We start from the raw sequence: 20392 nt of genomic DNA, 5'->3' as shown, positions 1-20392 counted from the left end.
GAGTGATATTTCTTGGAGTGCTTTTCTGTCTTGTGGATTGATGGTGATTTGATTTTTAGTGGAGTATTACAGGCGTCCGAATGCAAGTGGCTACCCGCAAATGGATGATCTCGTAAAAGATGTGATACCTCTGCTGCAATACCTGATCCCGGGCTTCTTAACCGCTTGGATCTTCTATTCGCTAACCGCCTTTAAACGGCCTGATACCTTCGGGCAAATAGTGCAGGCGCTGATTTTTACATTTGTTGTGCACGGGGTTGTGCTTGCAATTGGCGCGCTATGCCTCTGGGTTGGATCGAAGGGTCTGGCAATTGGAAAATGGGACGCAAAAGCCGAGGCATTTTGGTCCTTCATGATATCCGTTTTACTCGGATTGCTTTCATGCTGTCTCGCCACCAGCGATAAACTGCATAGTTGGTTAAGGAGCCGCGATATCACTGAGCAGACTTCATACCCGAACGAGTGGTACAGCACCTTCTCGAGATATCCGCGCTTTGTAGTCTTGCATTTGAATGACGAGCGCCGCCTTTATGGATGGCCTTCGGAATGGCCCAATGAGCCGGCCCAGGGGCAATTTGTCATCCAGAACCCCGCCTGGCTTGACGAGCGAGGGGGGCAAAATCATTGTGGTGCGCAGTTTTTGGTTATCGACGCTTCGAAGGTACAATGGGTAGAGTTTGATCAAGAGATAGAGGACGAGAAATGACCAGTAAAGCGCCTCAACCAATGCCAGCGTCCGGACGAAAGGGCATTGCGCATGACGGCAAAAATCCACTTCCCAGAGCCGTTGTTAGGCCAACGGCCCCCTCTGCTCCTCCGCCGCCGAAGAGATGAGAGCAGGGCCCTGGTGATCAAGATCGGACCTGAGGACGCTTCGGCGGACAGGTCCCGTTTAATAACGTTGACCGGCCGGAAGTCGTTACTGGCCCCTGATCAGTCCGGCATGCCTGACGGCCGGCGTGGTGGCGCAAGCATCGGATTTTCTTCTCGCTGCTCCAGTCTGATGTACGCGGGCCAATTGGTAACAAAAAGGTTCGGTCATCCAGCGAATAGAGCAGTATTGGGCTGCGGCTAATGCCAGATTAAATGTGAGTCACGGACAGTTGGCTGATAATGCAAATTGAGCCGTCGGTTGACGGTGTGGCATCCGTATAGTCAATCTGATTATAAATCCCTCCATGGAAATCGAAGGATTTGGACAGCCAGGAGCTTCCCAATTGAAGCGTTGGAGAGGAGGCGGACTGACCGCCGCTACTGGCACTCAGGATAATCGCGCCCGTAGAGTTACTATGGATGCTCACCTTGAACTTCGCACCTAATGCAACGTTACCCAGTAGAAATGCAGGCGTTGGGTCGGCACCGTTGTACTCCTTTCGAAATGCATAAGTGAGTGAGTTCTTCTCCCAAAACACCTTGATTGCCGGGTCTACATCGTTCTGAACGTGCATCTGTGAAACCACGACCTTCTGAGCCGAGTTTACCTTCACCAGTGTCATCTCTTGCCGGTTCCAGTGGTTGGCGGCGCTAAGCAGGGTCCAGTAAATCGACTCTTTCCATTCGCAGCGCGTTCGATGTGTACTCTTGCTGGATGCCCCCTTGGTAGGGGCCGTGAGCTGAATAGATCCATCTGGCAGCCGGGTTATTACGGTAGGGCACTCTGCGAGAGCCTTGGTACCGTTCAGCTCCAGCGCTACCGGGTTGGTGGCTGACGTCGGCAATGGTGTGGCGATGTCGAAGTTGCTGATATCTACAGTCATGATGGTCATCCTTGGTCATGGGAACTGTTTTTAATTGACGCTGGCTAGTCTGATACCTGTGGACGGTTATAGTTCACCGATTGGAAGTCATTGAGGGCGGGTATCGAACCTCGCGACGTCCTTGATCCCTGCCGCGTCCAAACCGCCCGCTTTGGATCAGCTTGATGGTTTTGAAAAGACGTTTACCAGGCTGCCATCCGGATCACGGAGCAGCAGGGAGGTATTGCCCCATGGCATTATCGTTATTGGCATCACAACTTCCGCATCACTGACCCGAAGCAGCACGGCCTCGACGTCATCCACTTGAAACTCCAGGATTGCCGAGCGGTTGCTGGCGGCGACGGCCAATCCGTTGTTATGAAGACGGATCAGGCGCTCATCGCTTATCGCCAGGATGACTCCGTCGAAGTGTATTTCGGCGAACCCGTCAGCAAGATGCCTGGGCTCAATGGTCGAGAGATTTTGATAGAACTGGACGAGGTGTTCGAACTTACTGGTGACGAGGCGGACAGACGAGAATTTCATGATTTGACCTGACAGAAATGAGAGGCCTCAGCCTACGTCAGGCCTCTGTCAGTTTCTGGCAGTATCGTTTTGCAAAACCCGGAAAAAGGAGCAAAAAGTGGGGTCCCACTTTTCGCCGTGGGCAAATGGCCGGGTGTCAACCCTCAAATGTTGCCCGCTCAATTTTATAAAAATAGTTTTCTTGCTGACCCACGGTGAGCTGTTTTATTGATTTATGGGAGAACGTCCCCCCGATCTTTTCCACTGCCCGCTGCGACCTAATGTTTTGACTGCCGATGTGGAACCAAACGGTGTCGACCCACTGAAAGGCATGCTTGAGCATCAGGTGTTTAAGTTCTCCATTCGCGGCGCCGCCCCATTTTTCGCGAGCTAGAAAGGTGTATCCGATAGCAACCTCACGCTTTTTCTCACTGAATTCATAGTAGCGAGAACTACCGACTACGCTGTTGCTGTCACGGTCGATAACGACCAGCGCGCTCTGCGAGGTGAGGGCTTCGTTAAACCATTCGCGAAAGACAGGTTCCTGGTAGCGCGTCGGGCTCGGGTGTTGAACCCAGATCAATGGGTCGGATGCGACGCGGTAAAGTGATTCGAAATCCCCGGCCTCCAGCGGGCGCAGCTCAAGTGACTCACCAAGAATTGATGGGGAGACGGGTAGTGCTTGCATCATTTTCTCCTGAGGTTCGGATGACTTGACCCTGGGGTTTCCTTGTACCCAGGCTCAGATTAACGCTCAATCAACATGAGAAATAGCCTTCTGGAAAAACTCGTATTTCCCGCGCATCTTAGGCACGGGAGAATATTACGTGTGCCAAACGCGGAGGATAATGTTCAAGTGTCGCTGCAAATTCAGCGATACGGGGTTTTCAGCCCGGAATAACAGAGTTCCTTTTCGTAGCAGAGGAGCTTTATCGTGACCAAAAAGAACATTCCCGATTCACATCCGATCAGCAGCGCGCTAAGCACCACCGACGACATCTACTCGCGTAAGATATCTGATGCCTCTACCGACGGAAATGAGGAGGTCCCGGCCAACGAGCCGCGTTTGCTCGACACCCTCGCGTTCACCGGCGCCAAATCCGTCATTCTCGAAGCCCCGTACAACAATCATCCGATTGATCGCTCTGATCGGTGTAGGCTGGACCGTCAAGAAAAGACGAGGAGAGCAGCCGCCGCAGTTCAACCTGCACATCGGAGTTCATCGTTGCCCCGATGTGCAGGCTGTCATGATCAACACCCACCTGACAGATCAGCCTTTGACGGTGACCGGGCCATGGTTGTCGCAGTGGCCACCATGCGGATGGTGCAGATGCCCCTCCACCAGATAGTCCACATGATCCCCATGTGTGACAGCTTCATGCCCACAGCCCGGGCCATGCACATGATCCTTGGCATGTCCGCCGCAGCTATGATCAGGTGTGCAGCTAGCGGGATTGCGCGCGTTGATCTCCAGGCTGTGCTCATCGACGTGATCGCCATGCACATGGTGCAGGTGACCATCGTGCAGGTAGTCGACATGGCCATTGTGCTCAATCGCCGTATGTCCGCAGCCCGGGCCATGCTGATGGGTGTGATTGGGATGCTTGTCGCACGTGCTCATACCTGATTCCTCTTTCTCTTCATGTTGGAGATTGGGTGTATTCAGGTTAGGCACATGTCCGATTTCGTGCCTCAATTACCCATGAAATGATTTACCAGTCGTCGTTTGCGTAATACGTAGTCTCGCGGATCCGGGCTAAAGGGGCGCGTGACTGACCACGGTGGCATACCACTTGCTTGCGGCTAGCAGCATTTTTGACAACTCCCACTGGATTAAGGATTTTCCCTTTGGCACTGCACCTTTGGTTTACTTTCGCCCTGGCCTACCTGGCAACGACCCTGTCTCCCGGTCCAAACGTACTCTTGGTCGTACGCAATGCCTTGCGTTATGGCCCCCCTGCCATGGCTGTAACACTGCTCGGCAACCTTGTCGCTCAGTTGCTGGTGACCAGCGGCGTGGCACTGGGCGTGGGTGCTATCCTCATTGCCGTGCCTACGGCATTCCTTGCGCTAAAAGTCATTGGCGCCGGTTATCTGATCTACCTCGGGTTGCGCCAGCTGTTGGCCCGTACGCCAGTGGTCCGGTCAGAAGGTGAGCCGCAAACCAGCCCACCGTCATCGAAATGGAACATTGGTATGGAGGCGTTTCTGGTCTCCGCGAGCAACCCCAAAACGCTGATTTTTCTCTGCGCTTTTTTACCGCAGTTTCTTGATCATGATCGGCCCATTCCCGGGCAGTTCCTGATGATGTACCTGACCATTGCAGCTATCGTAGTGATCGTCCATTCGGTTTACTGCTACACCGCTTATCGATTCAGTAAACGCCTCAGCGCCGCGCATTGGGTCGTGGCCTTGAAGCGCACCACTGGGGCGATATTCATCGGTCTGGGCGTACGCTTGCTGAACACCAAGGCGCTGTGAGCCGAAATCCGGTAAATCCAATTTATCAGTATGGAAGTCACCCATTCCTTTCTTGAAGAACACTCCATGAAAAGCACACGAGCAAATGGTTCTTTTGAAATCAGACTAAACCCCGAAGCCCTTAGCGAACCGGCTGCCGGGACAGGTCTTGGACGCATGTCCTTCAACAAGGTCTTCCAGGGCGACCTCGTGGCGACCAGTCAAGGTGAAATGCTTTCTTTCCGCAGCAGTGTGCTGGGTTCCGCCGGCTACGTGGCGATGGAAACGGTGACCGGCACGCTTCAGGGACGCAATGGCAGCTTTGTATTGCAGCACAGCTCCTCCATGACTCGCGGCGTAGCTGAGCAGTCCATTAACGTTGTGCCTGATTCCGCTACCGGGGAGCTTGCAGGGCTTGCCGGTAGCCTGGTGATCACGATTGAGGAAGGTCAGCATTCCTACCAGTTTGACTACTCACTGTCCTGAGACCAGCAGGGAGAGGCGAGGGTGGTCGTGCCTCTCCCCGGCACTTCACGGATAGCTGACTGCCTGCACCCAGTTGGCGCCCTTGCCAGAAGGTGCGCCGGAGCTACGCGTCAGCGTGCCGTGTAGCGGGTCGATGGCATATACACCCACCTCAGGGCTTTTCTCTCCGGTCACCAGCAGCCATTTCCCCGACGGATCGACGGTGATCCCCCGCGGTTGCTGTTCGACCTTGATGTTCTGCAGAAAGCTCAGCTTGCCGCTTTTGCCGTCTACCGAAAAGGCACTGACCGTGCTGCCGGTGCGCTCCGAGGTGTAGAGGAAGCGCCCGTTGGGAGTGAGCTTGATATCGGCGGCCCAGATCAGGTTGGCCGCCAGCGGCGGCGGTGTCGGTTGGCCAGGCTTGATCATCGGTCGGGCGATGCCGCGTACCAGGCCCGAGTCGGCGGGGATGGCATTGACTTCGGACAGTGCGCTCAGGCGTCCGCTCTTCGGGTCGATGGCGAATGTGGTCACGGTGCCGGCCATTTCGCTGAGCAGGTAGAGAAAGCGGTTATCAGACGAGATCACCGGATGACGGGGACCACTGCCCTTGGGCATGTCGATATGCCCCAGTGGCGTGAGCTTGCCGCTGACGGCGTCGAACCTGAATTCCAGGTACTGATCGGAACCCAGGCTGGCGGCGTACACAAAGCGATTGGTCTTATCGACAATGATCGAATGGGCGTTCGGGCCGGTCTTGATGACTTGTCGTATATCATCGCTCACCACACCCTTGGCATCGATGGCATTGACGCTGATCAGGTCTTCGCCGTATGAAGCACCAAACAGATAGTGACCGGCCTTGTCCGTCGAGATATAGGCCAGGCTGTCGGCGACTGTGGAATTCTTCAGGTGCTTGAGAGCCCCGTTGGCCGGGTCGATGGCGTAGGTCGCTACCGAATAGGGTTTGGCGCGTATGGACGCATAGAGTTTGCTGCGGTCGGGGCTCAGCGCCAGGGGCATCACGCCGGCCCCGACGTCGGTGGTGGCCAGAGGCTGCAATTGCCCCTTTGCCGACAGCTCATAGCTGTTGAGCGTGCCGTCGTTGGCATTGGAAACGTAGACGTAGGTGTTGGCCCAGGTCAGTGGGGTGATCATCAATAGTGCGGCACCGGCGAAACCTTGAAGGGTTTTGGTTCGACTCATTTCAGGGACTCTTTATTGTTGTTTTTAATTGTCTGTCATCGTATGACTTGGCTTGATTGTTAAGCGGCCGCGCCTCCCTTGTCAATCCTGAGGCTGATCAGGGAGACAGGGTTTGCCTGTGTCGTTTGTGATCGATGTGGCATCCATCCGTATGACGGGCTGCTCCATGGTTTGGATGTCCGTGACGTCTTCACCAACGGAGCTGACTGCCGACCCGACGACTTGGGGAACTTCAGACTATTTCGAATGAGAAGGCGTAAAGGCTAGACCGCGCCCGACGGCGCGCAGGCATTTCTCCACGCCGCTCGTCACTTGCTTAACTGACAAGAGTTTCACGATCGGCGTATCGCCCCAGAAAGCTTAGGTTCAGGTTGCCGGGCGCAACCTCGATAGCAGACTAATCTTCAGGGGCATGGCCAGTGGCCGTTACCCGTAAAGAAACAAGCCCCAGGGGAGAGATGAGTGAAGCACAGCAAGGGAACAAGCATTCTGCTGGTGGTCGTGGTGCTGGGGCTTCTGGTGGGAGGCTGGGTGCTTTATCACAGCTTGAACAAGCCCAAGGGCAAACCGCCTTCGGTGGGCGATCCGGTGACCGCCGTTGCCGTCAAGTTGATGGATGTGCCGGTGTACATCGATGCCCTGGGCACGGTGACACCGACCCGCAGCGTGACCGTGGTCAGCCAGGTCTCCGGCATCCTCTCCTCGGTGGACTTCAAGGAAGGCCAGCGGGTCAGCAAGGGCCAGGTGGTGGCGCGCATCGATGACCGCGCGCTCAAGGCCCAGTTGGCCCAGGCCAAGGGCGTGCTCGCCCACGACCAGGCGGTGCTGGTCAATGCCCAGCGTGACCTGGCGCGCTTTCGCGAATTGATCAAGGTCGGCTCGGTCAGCCAACAAACCCTCGATACCCAAGTTGCCACGGTGCAAGAGCAAGTGGGGACAGTGGCCGCCGACGATGGGGCGGTGCAGAACCTGCAAGTGCAGGTGAGTTATTGCACCATCACCTCGCCGGTGGATGGCATCGTCGGCCTGCGCCTGGTGGACCCCGGCAACTTTGTCTCCGCCGGTAGCACCACGGGGATCGCGGTGATCACCCAGATGAACCCGGCAACCGTGCTGTTCGCGGTACCGGAGGACGATCTGGGGGCCATCGATCAGGCAATGGGCAAGGGCAAGGTCGATGTCCTGGCCTATGACCGCAACAAACATAACCTGCTGGCCAGCGGGACCTTGCTGGCCCTGGACAACCAGGTCGACACCACCACCGGCACGGTACGGGTCAAGGCGCAATTCAACGACACCGGCAATGCGTTGTTCCCCAATCAGTTCGTCAATGCCCGCCTCAAGGCCGATACCCTGCAGCAGGTTGCGGTGGTCCCGACCCTGGCGATCCAGCACGGCAGCAAGGGTGATTTTGTCTTCGTGGTACAGGGCAACAAGGCCAGCCTGCGCACTATCAAGAGCGGGCCGGTCAGTGGCGACCTGACGGCGGTGCTGGACAATGGCGTGAAAGTCGGCGAGCAGGTGATTACCGAAGGGGCCGACAAACTGGACAACGGCTCCACGGTGAAGGTGGTCAGTCAGTGAGTTCAGCAATGTCTCAGACACTCTATTTGTGCCGCCCAGGTAGTCATTGCTCATGAATGTCTCCAGACCCTTTATCGAGCGCCCCATCGCGACCACGTTGTTGATGGTCGCCATCTTCCTGCTGGGGCTGCTCGGCTATCGCTTTCTGTCGGTTTCGGCCCTGCCTGAAGTCGATTACCCGACTATCCAGGTCTTCACCCAATACCCCGGGGCCAGCCCGGATGTGATCAGCTCCTCGATCACCGCGCCGCTGGAGCGCCAGTTCGGCGAAATGCCCGGCCTCAAGTCGATGGGTTCCACCAGTTCCAACGGTGCTTCGGTTATCACCCTGCAATTCGACCTGTCGCTGTCACTGGATATCGCCGAGCAGGAAGTGCAGGCTTCTATCAATGCCGCCGGTACCTTCCTGCCGGCCAACCTGCCGTACCCACCGGTCTACAGCAAGGTCAACCCGGCCGATGCGCCGGTCCTGACACTGTCGCTGACCTCCGATGTATTGCCCCTGACCAAGGTCGAGGACCTGGCCGATACCCGCCTGGCGCAGAAGATCTCGCAGATATCCGGGGTCGGGCTGGTCACCATCAGCGGCGGCCAGCGCCCGGCGGTACGGATCGAGACCAACACCTCGGCGCTCAACAGCATGGGCCTGTCCCTGGAGGATGTACGCACCGCCCTGGGCGCGGCCAACGTCAACCAGGCCAAGGGCAATATTGACGGCAAGTTCCAGGCGTTTTCCATCGGCGCCAACGATCAGCTGCAGTCGGCCGAGGAATACCGCGACCTGGTGATCGCCTACAAGAACGGGGCGCCGATCCGCCTGGCGCAGATCGCCACCTCGATCCAGGGCGCGGAAAACCCACGGCAGGCGGCCTGGACCAACGACACGCCGTCGATCGTGCTGAATATCCAGCGCCAGCCGGGCGCGAACGTGATCCAGGTGGTCGATCGGGTCCAGCAACTGCTGCCCAAGCTGCGCGCCAGTTTGCCGGGGACCTTGAAGGTCAGCGTACTGACCGACCGCACCCAGACCATTCGCGCCTCGGTCACCGACGTCCAGTACGAACTGGGGGTTGCGATACTGCTGGTGGTGCTGGTGATCTTCCTGTTCCTGCGCAATGTACCGGCCACCATCATCCCGGCCGTCACCGTGCCTTTGACCTTGATCGGTACCCTGGCGGTGGCCTACGTCCTGGGCTTTTCCCTGAACAACCTGACCCTGATGGCGCTGACCATTGCCATCGGTTTCGTGGTCGATGACGCCATCGTCATGATCGAAAACATCACCCGTTACCTGGAGGAGGGCGATACACCGTTGCAGGCCGCGCTCAAGGGGTCGGCACAGATCGGTTTCACCATTATCTCGCTGTCGGTGGCACTGATCGCGGTGATGATCCCGCTGCTGTTCATGGGCGATGTGGTCGGGCGGCTGTTCCGCGAGTTCGCCATGACGGTGGCGGTGACCATCGTGATTTCCGCGATCATCTCCCTGACCCTGACGCCGATGATGTGTTCGCGCATGTTGCGCAATCACAGCGGGGAACGGCGTCCGGACTTTTTCGACAAGATCAACGGCTACTACGTGCGTGGCCTGGACTGGATACTGCTGCACCGCACCCTGACGCTGATTTCCATCGTCTTCACCGCGCTGCTGACCCTGTTCATCATCGTGGTCATGCCCAAGGGCTTTTTCCCCGAGCAGGACACCGGGCTGATCCAGGGGATTTCCCAAGGCTCGCCCACCGTGTCGTTCCAGCAGATGGAGCTGCAACAGCAGAAGCTGGCCGCGCGGATTCTCAAGGACCCGGCAGTGGCCAGCCTGTCGTCCTTTGTCGGTATCGACCAGACCAACCCGACCATCAACCAGGGCAACCTGCTGATCAACCTCAAGGATCGCGGCGAGCGCGACAGCGCGGCGGTGGTGATTCGTCGGCTGTCGGATGCCAATGCCGATGATTCCGGGGTACGCCTGTACCTGCACAGCGTGCAGGACCTGACCCTCGACGCGACGATCTCGACCACCAGCTACCGCCTCGGCTTGCAGGCCACCGACCCGCAGGTCCTGGAAGAGTGGACGACCAAACTGCTCTCGGCCATCGGCAAGGACCCGATGTTCAGCGATGTGCAAAGCCAGGCGATGCAGTTCGGCAACCAGATCCAGATCAATATCGACCGCGCCACGGCCTCCCGCCTGGGTGTCACGCCACAGGCCATCGATAACGTGCTGTACGACGCCTTTGGCCAGCGCCAGGTGTCGACCATCTACACCCAGCTCAACCAGTATCACGTGGTGATGGCCACCGACCGGCCGCCGCGCAATATCGCCGACTTGCTGACCGGGCTCTATGTCACCACCAGCAGCGGTGCCGTGACGCCCCTGGCGAGCATGGCCACCCAGCAGGTGATCCGCACCCCGATCACCATCAACCGGCTGGGCCAGTTCCCCTATGCCGACATCTCCTTCAACCTGGCTCCCGGCCAGACCCTGGGCGCGGCGGTGACGCGCCTGGACCAGATTGAAAAAGACGTCGGCCTGCCATTGACGGTACAGGCCAACCTGGAGGGCGCCGCCGCGACTTTCCAGTCCTCGCTGTCGAACCAGATATTCCTGGTGGTGGCGGCGATTGTGGTGGTCTACCTGATGCTCGGTATTCTCTATGAGAGCTTCGTGCACCCGGTGACCATTCTCTCGACCTTGCTCTCGGCGGCCCTCGGCGCCTTGCTGGCGTTGCTGATCACCGGCACCCAGTTCGACATCATCGGCTTGATCGGCATTGTGCTGCTGATCGGGATCGTCATGAAGAACGGCATCATGATGGTCGACTTCGCCCTGGAGTTGCAGCGCAACGACGGACTCGACCCGGTGGCGGCGATTCGCAAGGCTGCGGAACTGCGTTTCCGGCCGATCCTGATGACCTCCATGGCCTCGCTGTTCGGCGCGGTGCCGTTGGCCCTGGGCACCGGCATCGGCTCGGAGCTGCGCCATCCGCTGGGCATCGCGATCATCGGCGGGCTGTTGCTCAGCCAGTTGCTGACGCTGTTTTCCACGCCGGTGATTTTCCTGGCGATGAACCAGCTGGAACGTCGCTTCAGCAAGCGTCAAGCCGAGACTGAGGGCTGATGCCGATGAACATCAGCGCGCCGTTTATCCAACGCCCGATTGCAACCATCCTGCTGGCGGTCGGCCTGGCCCTGTTCGGCTGGCTGGCCTTCCTGTTGCTGCCGGTGGCACCGTTGCCGCAAGTCGACTTCCCGACCATCAGCGTGCGCGCCTCGCTGCCGGGCGCCGATCCGGAAACCGTCGCCACGTCGGTGGCCACGCCACTGGAGCGGCAGTTCGGGCAGATCGCCGGGGTGACCCAGATGACCTCGTCGAGCAGCCTGGGCTCGACCCGCATCAACCTGCAATTCGACCTGAGCCGCAATATCGACGGCGCCGCCCGTGACGTCCAGGCGGCCATCAATGCCGCCCGCAGCAACCTGCCCAGCGATCTGTCGGGTAATCCGACCTACCGCAAGGTCAACCCGGCCGACTCGCCGATCATGATCATCAGCCTGACCTCCGACAGTGCCACGCCGGGCCAGATGTATGACGTGGCCTCGACCTTGCTCGAGCAGAAACTGCTGCAGACCAGCGGCGTCGGCGACGTCAACGTCGGCGGCGGGGCGCTACCGGCGGTGCGTATCGAACTCAATCCGGACCGGCTCAACCATTACGGTGTCAGCCTGGAGCAGGTGCGCGCGGCGATTACCTCCTCGAACGCCAACCTGCCCAAGGGCGCGTTGTCCATCAACGACCAGTCCTACGGGATCGGCGCCAACGACATGCTGTTCAAACCCGAGGATTACGCGCCGCTGATAGTCAAGCAAAGCAACGGTGACGTGGTGCATATCGCCGATCTGGGTTATGTCCGCGAGGATGTCGAGGACCTGCGCAACTTCGGCCTGTCCAACGGCCGGCCGGCGGTGCTGCTGGTGGTGTTCAAACAGCCGGGGGCCAACGTCATCGAGACGGTGGACGCGGTCAAGGCTTCGTTGCCGTTCCTGCAAAGCTCGATCCCGGCCTCGATCAAGCTCAATATCCTGCTGGACCGCACCACCACCATCCGCGCGTCGTTGCACGATGTGGAAGTCACCTTGCTGGTGTCGATTTTCCTGGTGACCCTGGTGACCTTCGGCTTCTTCCGCGACTGGCGCAGTACCCTGGTGCCGGCCATCGTCGTGCCGCTGTCGTTGCTCGGCACCTTTGGCGCCATGTATTTCCTCGGTTACAGCCTGAACAACCTGTCGCTGATGGCGCTGACCATTTCCACCGGCTTCGTGGTGGACGATGCGATCGTTATCGTGGAAAACATCATGCGCCACCTGGAACGCGGCGAAAGCCGGGTGCAGGCGGCACTGGCCGGGGCGCAGGAGGTCGGTTTCACGGTGTTGAGCATCAGTGTCTCGCTGATTGCAGTCTTCATTCCTTTGCTGATGATGGGCGGCATCGTCGGGCGGCTGTTCCGCGAGTTTTCCATCACGCTGTCGGTGGCGATCCTGATTTCGATGCTGATCTCCCTGACCGTGACGCCGATGCTCTCCAGCATCCTGCTGCGCCCGAGCGAGGAGACGGGCTCGGATCACGAATACCCGGACTCGCGCTTCCATCGCTTCTATGACCGGACCCTGCTCTGGGTCGTCGAGCATTCGGCCTTGATGGGCTTGCTGACCGTGCTGGTCATCGTCCTTGCCGGTGTGCTCTATGTGCTGGTGCCCAAGGGGTTCTTTCCCCAGGAAGACACCGGGCGGCTGCAGGGCAGCATCATCGCGCCACAGAGTATTTCCTATGCGGCGATGCAGGAGGCCTTCAGCAAGATCAACCAGACCGTGTCGAAGAACCCGAATGTCGAAACTGTCGGTGGTTTTATCGGTGGTGGCGGTGCGATCAACAGCGGCCAACTGTTTATTGCCCTCAAGCCGGTCGGTGAGCGCAAGGATAGCGCCGACCAGGTGATCGCCCAGGTACGCAAGGCCCTCGGTGACCTGCCGGGAACCCGGCTGTACCTGCAATCGGCCCAGGACATCACGGTCGGCGGCCGGCAGAGCGGGGCGCAGTACCAGTACACCATGACCGCCGATGACCAGGCCACCCTGGATGAATGGGTGCCCAAGGTCGTCGCGGTGCTGCATACCCTGCCGCAACTGACCGATATCAACACCGACCAGCAGGACAACAGCCTGCTGGCCAACATCAGCATCAACCGCGACACCGCTGCCCGCCTGGGGGTCAATATCGGCAATATCGACCAGACCCTCTACGACGCTTTTGGCCAACGCCAGGTCTCGACCATCTACAAGTCGGCCAACCAGTACCACGTGGTGATGGAAGTGGCGCCGCCGTACTGGACCGATCCACAGACCCTCAAGTCGATCTATGTCCCGACCGGGCCGGTGAGCTCCAGCCAGGCGGCCAACGCTACAACGCTTTCGGCAAGCGGCAAGACGCTGGTGCCACTGTCGGCGCTGTCGGATACCGGCATCCAGCGCACGGCGATCTCCATTGCCCACCAGGGTACCTTCCCGGCGGTAACGGCCTCGTTCAACCTGGCGCCGGGCACCTCCATCGGCCAGGCCACGGTGCTGGTGGAAAATGCCGTGGCCCAGTTGCGTATGCCGGCCAGTGTGGTCGGGCAGTTCGCCGGCACGGCCCAGGTGTTCCAGTCGTCGGTGGCCAGCGAGCCGCTGCTGATCGTCGCGGCCCTGTTGTCGGTGTATATCGTGCTGGGGATGCTCTACGAGAACCTGATGCACCCGCTGACCATCCTCTCGACCTTGCCCTCGGCCGGTGTCGGCGCGCTGATCGCCTTGCTGCTGACCGGCACCGAGCTGTCGATCATCGCCCTGGTGGGGGTGATCCTGCTGATCGGGATCGTCAAGAAGAACGCCATTATGATGATCGATTTCGCCATTACCGAGCGGGTCCAGCACGGGCGCAGTGCCCGCGAGGCGATTCACCGGGCCTGCCTGATCCGCTTCCGGCCGATCATGATGACCACCCTGGCGGCCATTCTCGGGGCCTTGCCGCTGGTCCTGGGCAGTGGCTACGGTTCGGAGCTGCGCCGTCCGCTGGGGATTTCCATTATCGGCGGGTTGCTGCTCAGCCAATTGCTGACGCTCTACACCACCCCGGTTATCTATTTGTGGCTGGACAGCGCTTCCGAGCGGCTGCGCCGGCGCGGCAAGGAGTCTTGAACATGATGATGGGTCGACGCGCCCCCTGCCTGGTCCTGTTGCTCAGCCTGAGCATCAGCGGCTGCATGGTCGGGCCGGATTACCAGAAACCGCCGATCGAACTGCCGCAGACCTTCAAGGAAGGCGCGCAGTGGCAGCGGGCGGCCGCCAATCCCCAGGGGGCGCTGGACAGCCAGTGGTGGCTGGATTACCACGATCCGGTCCTCAACGACCTGATGATCCGCGCGGCCAAGGCCAACCAGTCGATTGTCGCCGCCGAGGCGGCTTATCGCCTGGCGCAAGCGCAAGTCGCCTCCAGCCGGGCCGGGCTCTGGCCGACGGTGACCGCCGGACTGTCCGGTTCCCGTGGGGTGGGCAAGAGCGGCAGCAGCGGGGCAACCACGAGCACTTCGGGCGGTTCGGTCGAACAGAGTGTCAGCGCCACCCTCGGCGCCAGCTGGGAGCCGGACCTGTGGGGCCTGGTACGCCGTGGCATCGAGTCGAGCCAGGCCTCGGCCCAGTCCTCCGATGCCCTGTTGGCGGGAGTCCGGCTGTCCATCGGCGGTAGTGTCGCCAGCAACTATTTCGGCATCCGCCAGCTGGATATCGATATCCGCTTGTTGAACGAACAACAACGGATCAATCAGCACCTGCTGGACATCACCCAGACCGAATACACCCAGGGCACCGCCTCCAACGACCAGTTGCTGGTGGCCCAGGACCAACTGACCACGGTGGTGGCTGCCCTGCAGACCTCGCAGCGTTCGCGCGAGCAGTTCGAGCATGCCCTGGCGGTGCTGGTGGGCGTGGCGCCGGCGCAGTTCAGCCTGGCGCCGGTCGACAGCTTTGCCTTCAACCTGCCGGCAACCCCCCTGAGCCTGCCGTCGGGGTTGTTGCAACGGCGTCCGGACGTGGTCGCCGCCGAGCGTTCGGTGGCCGCGGCCAATGGGAAAATCGGCGTTGCCGAGGCGGCGTTCTATCCCAATCTCGATCTGACGGCCCAGGTCGGCTACACGGGCAGCGCCCTGGGCGGCCTGTTCTCCTTGCCGAACCGGATCTGGAGCGTCGGCCCGGCGCTGGCCGAAACCCTGTTCGACGGCGGTGCGCGTTCGGCGGCGGTCAAGGAGGCCGAAGCCAGCTATGACGAGGAAGTCGCCAACTATCGCGGCACGGTGCTCAGCGCCTTGCAGAACGTCGAAGACAACCTCTCGGTACTCAATCACCTGCAGATCCAGGCCCAGGCCTACCAGCAGATCTACCAGCGCAACCAGCAATTGTTCGGCAGCCAGCAGGCCCAGCAGAAGGCCGGCACGGTCAGCCTGCAAGGCGTGTTGACCCAGCAACTGATCCTGTTGCAGACCGAGCAGAGTCTGCGTGACACCCAGGGCCAGTTGACCCAGGGCAGCGTCAGCTTGATCCAGAGCCTGGGCGGTGGTTGGCAAGGGGGCGATTTGACCGGTAAGTGAGACGTCGTAGCCTGTCGGTTTGCCCAGGAGGAGGCCACTCCGACGAGGGTGTCGGTAATATTTTTTGCGGTGGGCGCGGGCTCGTTATAACAATCTGTTGCAAGACGGTATCTTGTCGGTGTTTTCCAGCCGTTAAGATGCACACGCCCCAAGCGATTTCTTTTATTCAACGAGCCTGACCATGCCCTTTACCCAAGCAACCGGAGCATTGGCACCGCAGAGCGCCCTCGGTTATCAGGAGGCGATTTTCCCTCAGGTGTCTCGGTCTTTTGCCCTCACCATCCCGCAATTGCCGCCGCCGTTGAACACGGCCATGACCACCGCCTACCTGCTCTGTCGGATCGCCGACACCATCGAGGACGAGCCGACGCTGTCGATTACCGACAAGCAGCATTATGAAGCGGCGTACATCCGGGCAGTTCTCGGTGAGATCGATGCCCGGCCGTTCTGTGATGAGCTGGGCCCTTTGCTTTCCGAGGCCAGTTCGCCGGCGGAAAGAGCACTGTTGAGTCAGTTGCCACGGGTACTGGAGGTGCTGCGGACCCTTGACGAACCCCAGCAGGCGACCATTGTGCGGTGCCTGCGGGTGATGTGCCTCGGCATGGGGGATTTCCAGCGGGTCGTTGGTTTGCAGGGGCTGGAGACCTTGTCCGAGCTCAAACGCTACTGTTACTGCGTTGCGGGCGTGGTGGGCGAAATGTTCACCGAATTGTTCGTCGACTTCGCGCCGGAACTGGTGGTTCATCAGGAGCGGATGGCCTCACTGGCCCTGTCGTTTGGCGAGGGGTTGCAGCTGACCAATATCCTCAAGGACCAATGGGAAGACCGGCGGCGTGGCGTTTGTTGGTTGCCACGGGACCTGTTTGCGCGACATGGCGTGTGCTTGTTGTCGTTGCACACGAGTACGCAACCTGGCTATGGGCCGGCGCTGACAGAACTGATCGGCATTGCCCACGCACATCTACGCCGAGCCTTGGACTACACGCTGCTGATTGCACCCGAGCGCGCCAGCTTGAGGTTTTTCTGCCTGCACTCCATTGGCCTGGCGATACTGACGTTGCGTAACCTGCATCGACGTGCCGACTTTCATTCCGGGTCGCAGGTGAAAGTGCCCCGCGGCCTGGCAATGACAACCCTCGGCACTCTGCGCTCGCTGGGTGGAGACAACGCCGGCTTGCGGGGGCTGTTCGATCGGGCGACGCGTTCGTTGCCGTTGACCCGTCTCTGAAGTGCCGCGCTGTTGAGGTAAGATGCCGGCAAAACAGGCCCGCCGTGTTCGATAAGGGTTCGTATGTCCTTGATTTTTTCTGCCCGCAGGCTGGTGCCCCTCGGCCTGCTCTTGCTGTTCAGCGGCTGCCAGCCCGCACCGACAACGCCCCTCGACCAACAACTCTATATCTGGCAACGCCAATGGCGCCCGGCCCATGAGCAGGCCCTGGCCCGGAGCCGGGCGGACTTCTCGACTTTGCGGGTGCTGGCCCTGCAGGCCCAGCCCAAGGCCGGGTGGAGCAGGGCGCGGGTGGATCTGGCGCAACTCAAGGCCGATGGCCGGCCGGTGATCGCGGTGGTTCGCCTCGACGGCCAGCTTCCGGCCCTGGATCTGGACCTCGCGCGCACGCAAATCTCGACGCTGCTGGACGATTGGCAGGCTGGCGGCGTGGCGCCCGCCGGGCTGGAAATCGACCATGACAGCGGTAGCGCACGCCTGCCGGGTTATACCGATTTCCTGGTCAAACTGCGCGGCCTGTTGCCTCCTTCATTGAAACTGAGCATCACCGCCTTGCCGGCCTGGCTCGACAGCCCGCAGTTACCGGCCTTGTTGCAGGCGGTCGACAGCAGCGTGTTGCAGGTGCATGCCGTGAGCAACCCGAGGCTCGGGCTGTTCAATCCTGGCCAAGCCAGGGACTGGGCCGAGCGCTGGGGGCGGGTCAGCGACAAGCCGTTTTACCTGGCGCTGCCGGCCTATGGCGTGGCCTTGTTGCCGGACGATCAGGGCGGGCCGGTGGTCGAAGGTGAAGTTGCGCTGAACCGTGGTGGCGAACGCCGCGAGCTGTTGGCCGATCCGCAGCAACTGGCAACCCTGGCCCAACAACTGCGGGCCAAGCCGCCGGCGCATCTGGCCGGGCTGATCTGGTTTCGCCTGCCGCTGCCCGGTGATCGCCGCGCCTGGAGCCTGGCGACCCTGCGCGCGGTGGCCCGTGGCGAGGCCCTCGCCAGTCAATGGCGGGTTGAACTGTCGGCCCGCGAGGGCCTCTACGACATACGCCTGGAGAATGTCGGCAATCTCGACCGGCCGCTACCCGAGCGCGTGGTGCTCGACGCAGAGCAATGTGATGGTGTCGACGGCATCAATGGCTATACCTTGCAGCAAACCTCGAAGCAGCTCATTTTTACCCGCCAGTCCAGCGTGCGCATCGCCGCTGGTGGCCAGCGTGCGCTCGGTTGGGCGCGCTGTACCCGAATCGATCAAGGAGCTTGGAATGTCTACCCGTAACTGGCCTCGGCACCTGCTGTGCCTGTCCCTCAGTCTGCCGCTCTCGGCACTGGCCTGCGGTCCGGACTTTCCCTTGCGTCTGCTGAACGATCGCGCCCAGTCCCTGGCCGATCTGCCGGAAACCAACTTCGCCTTCGAGGTCGACCGTCTCGGCGAAGCCGTTGCCGGCCTGAAACCGGCGACCGAGGCGACGCTGACGCCGTACTGGGACAGCGATGACAACAGCAAGCCCTATCGCGAGCAACGGGATAAGGTGGAAGCCAGCGAACTGCCGGAAAACCTGCGGGCCGAGGTGACGCGCTTGCGCGGCCTGCAAGATCCGCAGCAGGTCGAAACCCAGGGCGCCAGCCTGCCGGCTGAGTTGCGGCTGTATATCGCCGGTGCCGTGGCCTTCCAGGCCGGTGATGCGCAACGGGCGGTGGAGTACTTCCGCCAGGTCCTGGCCTTGCCGGCCGACCAACGCAAGCTGCGCAGCACCTGGGCCGCGTATTCCCTCGGGCGGGCCTTGGTCGCCCTGAGTGTCCAGGCCGAGGCGGGTGTCGATACCCCGGCGGATAACGCCAGCGCTCCGGCCGCCACCAGCATTGAGCTGCAGGCCCAGGCCCGGCTCGCGTTCCAGCAGACCCGGGACTTGAGCGCCGGGGATTTCAGTGATCCGTTGGAACTGGGGATTGCCAGTCTGGGTGAGGAAGCCCGGCTGGTCAGGCTTGACAATGACTGGAACCGCGCCATTGCGCTATACGCCAGCCAAAGCCGGCTGGGTTCCAACAGTGGCTACACCTCGCTCAAGCAGATCGCCGGCGAACTGGCGGGGTTGCCGGATGATGAGCTGCGCACCTTGCTCAAGGAGAAAAACGTCCAGGAGCTGTTGACCGCCTATGCGTTGAGCCGGGTTGGCGGGGCCTTCGATGAGCAGCCGGAGCAGGACCTGCGACTGTCCAAGTTACTGCTGGCCAGTGCCGCCGGTAGCCTGGACAACGCTGACCGTCTGGCCGCCCTGAGCTACCAGAAGGGTGACTACGCGGGAGCCAAGGCCTTTGTCGAACACGCCGGCGACGGTGGCCTGGCGTGGTGGGTGCGGGCCAAGCTGGCCTTGCGCGACGGCGACAAGGTCCAGGCCGCCAGTGCTTATGCCAAGGCGGCCAAGGCCTTTCCCAAGGACGAAGCCTGGGGCACGCGGCGGGCGCCGGACTGGAGCTTCGAGACCGTCCAGCCCGGCTGCCGGGTCGAGGGTGAAAGTGCGATCCTGGCACTGGACCGTGGCGACTACCTGCAAGCGTTCGACCAGCTCTACCGCAGCCAGGACATCTATTGGCAGGATGCCGCGACCGTGGCCGAGCGGGTGCTGACGACCGACGAGCTGAAAACCTATGTCGATGCCCATGTGCCTGCGGCGCCTGCGGCAAAGCCCGAGGACAAGGAGAATTACGTGCGCCGCCCGGTGGCCGCGCAACTGCGTGAATTGCTGGCCCGACGCCTGCTGCGCGAGGGGCGCTACGATGAGGCACCGAAGTACTTCGACAGCCCCGAATTACAGGCGACAGCGCGGGATTATGGCCGTGACCGCCAACAAGCGGTGTCGCGTTGGACCGCCACTGGGCGCGCCGAGTCGTTGTTTGCCGCGGCTACCATAGCGCGAAAGTCGGGTATGGAAATCCTCGGCTACGAGATGGCGCCGGATTACCGCACCCTGGACGGTTACTACGCCCTGGACACACCTGCGTTGCAACCGGCAGCGTTTCTCGAAACCGCGGAAATCCAGCGACAGCAGGCCACCGTGGCCAAGCCCGACCGGCGTTATCACTATCGTTGGGTCGCTGCGGACCTGGCCAGCCAGGCCGCCGACCAGTTGCCCCATAGCAGCCAGGCTTTCGCCGCCGTGCTGTGCAAGGCGGCGAGCTGGGTCGCCGGGAGTGATGAGGAAATCCAGTTCTACCAGCGTTATGTCGAGCAGGGTCCGTATGTGAGCTGGGCGACGAATTTCGGCCAGCAATGCCAGGAGCCGAACTTCGACCAGGCCAACAAGCGTTATCTGACCGAGCCGTTGAACGCCGTGCGTTCGGCGTTGCGGCCTTACAAGGTGGCGCTGATCGTAGGCGTCCTGGCGCTATTGGCCGGGTTGGCGACACTGTGGGTACGTCGGCGTAAAGCTAAGCTTTGAGGCAAGGAGGGCCAGGGCGTGCTATTGCTTAGGGATGCATCGCCTTGAACCTTTCATGAAGGGGCGGCTCTGGAACTTCATGTAT

At 60.7% G+C, this 20392-nt stretch carries 15 protein-coding genes; 11 read left to right on the top strand and 4 right to left on the bottom strand.

From position 1 onward, the window contains the following. Window positions 1-100: 100 nt before the first annotated feature. Window positions 101-706 (top strand): DUF6338 family protein, encoded by a 606-nt coding sequence (locus HX830_RS03970; protein WP_152739202.1) that lies wholly within the window; start codon window positions 101-103, stop codon window positions 704-706. A 376-nt stretch (window positions 707-1082) separates the two neighbouring features. Here the strand turns inward: HX830_RS03970 and HX830_RS03965 are convergent, their stop codons facing one another. The 3 genes from HX830_RS03965 to HX830_RS03955 all read right to left on the bottom strand — a co-directional run bounded on the left by HX830_RS03965 (window position 1083) and on the right by HX830_RS03955 (window position 2949). Next, a complete protein-coding gene (locus tag HX830_RS03965; protein ID WP_152739199.1) occupies window positions 1083-1757 on the bottom strand; it encodes a polysaccharide lyase family 7 protein in 675 nt (224 codons plus the stop codon). A 156-nt stretch (window positions 1758-1913) separates the two neighbouring features. Continuing rightward, window positions 1914-2282, bottom strand: a complete 369-nt coding sequence (locus tag HX830_RS03960; protein ID WP_152739196.1) for a VOC family protein — start codon at window positions 2280-2282, stop codon at window positions 1914-1916. Window positions 2283-2418: 136 nt separating this feature from the next. Continuing rightward, entirely contained in the window at window positions 2419-2949 is a 531-nt protein-coding gene (locus HX830_RS03955; protein ID WP_152739193.1) for a GNAT family N-acetyltransferase, read from the bottom strand. Between the two features lie 246 nt (window positions 2950-3195). Between HX830_RS03955 and HX830_RS03950 the strand changes: the two genes are divergently transcribed. From HX830_RS03950 to HX830_RS03940, 3 genes are all read left to right on the top strand, one after another. Continuing rightward, window positions 3196-3888 (top strand): hypothetical protein, encoded by a 693-nt coding sequence (locus HX830_RS03950; RefSeq protein WP_177099030.1) that lies wholly within the window; start codon window positions 3196-3198, stop codon window positions 3886-3888. Window positions 3889-4109: 221 nt separating this feature from the next. Beyond that, the gene (locus HX830_RS03945; protein ID WP_152739188.1) at window positions 4110-4742 is read left to right on the top strand and encodes a LysE family translocator; all 633 of its coding nucleotides are present in this window, start codon (window positions 4110-4112) and stop codon (window positions 4740-4742) included. Between the two features lie 66 nt (window positions 4743-4808). After that, the gene (locus HX830_RS03940) at window positions 4809-5207 is read left to right on the top strand and encodes a DUF3224 domain-containing protein (protein WP_177099029.1); all 399 of its coding nucleotides are present in this window, start codon (window positions 4809-4811) and stop codon (window positions 5205-5207) included. A gap of 45 nt (window positions 5208-5252) precedes the next feature. Here the strand turns inward: HX830_RS03940 and HX830_RS03935 are convergent, their stop codons facing one another. Beyond that, on the bottom strand, window positions 5253-6392 hold the full coding sequence (locus HX830_RS03935; RefSeq protein ID WP_152739182.1) for a lactonase family protein: 1140 nt from the start codon (window positions 6390-6392) through the stop codon (window positions 5253-5255). Window positions 6393-6893: 501 nt separating this feature from the next. Here HX830_RS03935 and HX830_RS03930 point away from each other — a divergent pair. The 7 genes from HX830_RS03930 (at window position 6894) to HX830_RS03900 (ending at window position 20307) form a co-directional block, all read left to right on the top strand. After that, the gene (locus HX830_RS03930) at window positions 6894-7976 is read left to right on the top strand and encodes an efflux RND transporter periplasmic adaptor subunit (RefSeq protein ID WP_371317470.1); all 1083 of its coding nucleotides are present in this window, start codon (window positions 6894-6896) and stop codon (window positions 7974-7976) included. 52 nt (window positions 7977-8028) lie between these two features. After that, entirely contained in the window at window positions 8029-11094 is a 3066-nt protein-coding gene (locus tag HX830_RS03925) for an efflux RND transporter permease subunit (RefSeq protein ID WP_177099028.1), read from the top strand. Between the two features lie 5 nt (window positions 11095-11099). Then, window positions 11100-14207, top strand: coding sequence for an efflux RND transporter permease subunit (locus HX830_RS03920; RefSeq protein WP_177099243.1), 3108 nt, complete (start codon window positions 11100-11102; stop codon window positions 14205-14207). Window positions 14208-14209: 2 nt separating this feature from the next. After that, window positions 14210-15652 (top strand): efflux transporter outer membrane subunit, encoded by a 1443-nt coding sequence (locus HX830_RS03915; protein WP_248745958.1) that lies wholly within the window; start codon window positions 14210-14212, stop codon window positions 15650-15652. Window positions 15653-15833: 181 nt separating this feature from the next. Further along, window positions 15834-16880: a phytoene/squalene synthase family protein gene (locus HX830_RS03910; protein ID WP_177099027.1), complete on the top strand. Its 1047-nt coding sequence runs from the start codon at window positions 15834-15836 to the stop codon at window positions 16878-16880. Window positions 16881-16943: 63 nt separating this feature from the next. Then, entirely contained in the window at window positions 16944-18146 is a 1203-nt protein-coding gene (locus HX830_RS03905; RefSeq protein WP_177099026.1) for a DUF3142 domain-containing protein, read from the top strand. Then, window positions 18133-20307, top strand: a complete 2175-nt coding sequence (locus HX830_RS03900) for a hypothetical protein (protein WP_177099025.1) — start codon at window positions 18133-18135, stop codon at window positions 20305-20307. The genes HX830_RS03905 and HX830_RS03900 overlap by 14 nt, the downstream gene beginning before the upstream one ends. The last annotated feature ends 85 nt before the right edge of the window (window positions 20308-20392 follow it).

The sequence above is a fragment of the Pseudomonas gingeri genome, from assembly GCF_013385425.1.
Classification (GTDB): Bacteria; Pseudomonadota; Gammaproteobacteria; order Pseudomonadales; family Pseudomonadaceae; genus Aquipseudomonas; species Aquipseudomonas gingeri_D.
This window is presented reverse-complemented; position numbering and strand designations above follow the sequence as displayed.

Bases quoted from the DNA above. Each gene is read 5' to 3' on its own strand.
- HX830_RS03925 (WP_177099028.1), top strand. From the start codon at position 8,029: ATGAATGTCTCCAGACCCTTTATCGAGCGCCCCATCGCGACCACGTTG.
- HX830_RS03910 (WP_177099027.1), top strand. From the start codon at position 15,834: ATGCCCTTTACCCAAGCAACCGGAGCATTGGCACCGCAGAGCGCCCTC.
- HX830_RS03970 (WP_152739202.1), top strand. From the start codon at position 101: ATGGATGATCTCGTAAAAGATGTGATACCTCTGCTGCAATACCTGATC.
- HX830_RS03915 (WP_248745958.1), top strand. From the start codon at position 14,210: ATGATGATGGGTCGACGCGCCCCCTGCCTGGTCCTGTTGCTCAGCCTG.
- HX830_RS03900 (WP_177099025.1), top strand. From the start codon at position 18,133: ATGTCTACCCGTAACTGGCCTCGGCACCTGCTGTGCCTGTCCCTCAGT.
- HX830_RS03935 (WP_152739182.1), bottom strand. From the start codon at position 6,392: ATGAGTCGAACCAAAACCCTTCAAGGTTTCGCCGGTGCCGCACTATTG.
- HX830_RS03905 (WP_177099026.1), top strand. From the start codon at position 16,944: ATGTCCTTGATTTTTTCTGCCCGCAGGCTGGTGCCCCTCGGCCTGCTC.
- HX830_RS03955 (WP_152739193.1), bottom strand. From the start codon at position 2,949: ATGCAAGCACTACCCGTCTCCCCATCAATTCTTGGTGAGTCACTTGAG.
- HX830_RS03940 (WP_177099029.1), top strand. From the start codon at position 4,809: ATGAAAAGCACACGAGCAAATGGTTCTTTTGAAATCAGACTAAACCCC.
- HX830_RS03920 (WP_177099243.1), top strand. From the start codon at position 11,100: ATGAACATCAGCGCGCCGTTTATCCAACGCCCGATTGCAACCATCCTG.
- HX830_RS03960 (WP_152739196.1), bottom strand. From the start codon at position 2,282: ATGAAATTCTCGTCTGTCCGCCTCGTCACCAGTAAGTTCGAACACCTC.
- HX830_RS03965 (WP_152739199.1), bottom strand. From the start codon at position 1,757: ATGACTGTAGATATCAGCAACTTCGACATCGCCACACCATTGCCGACG.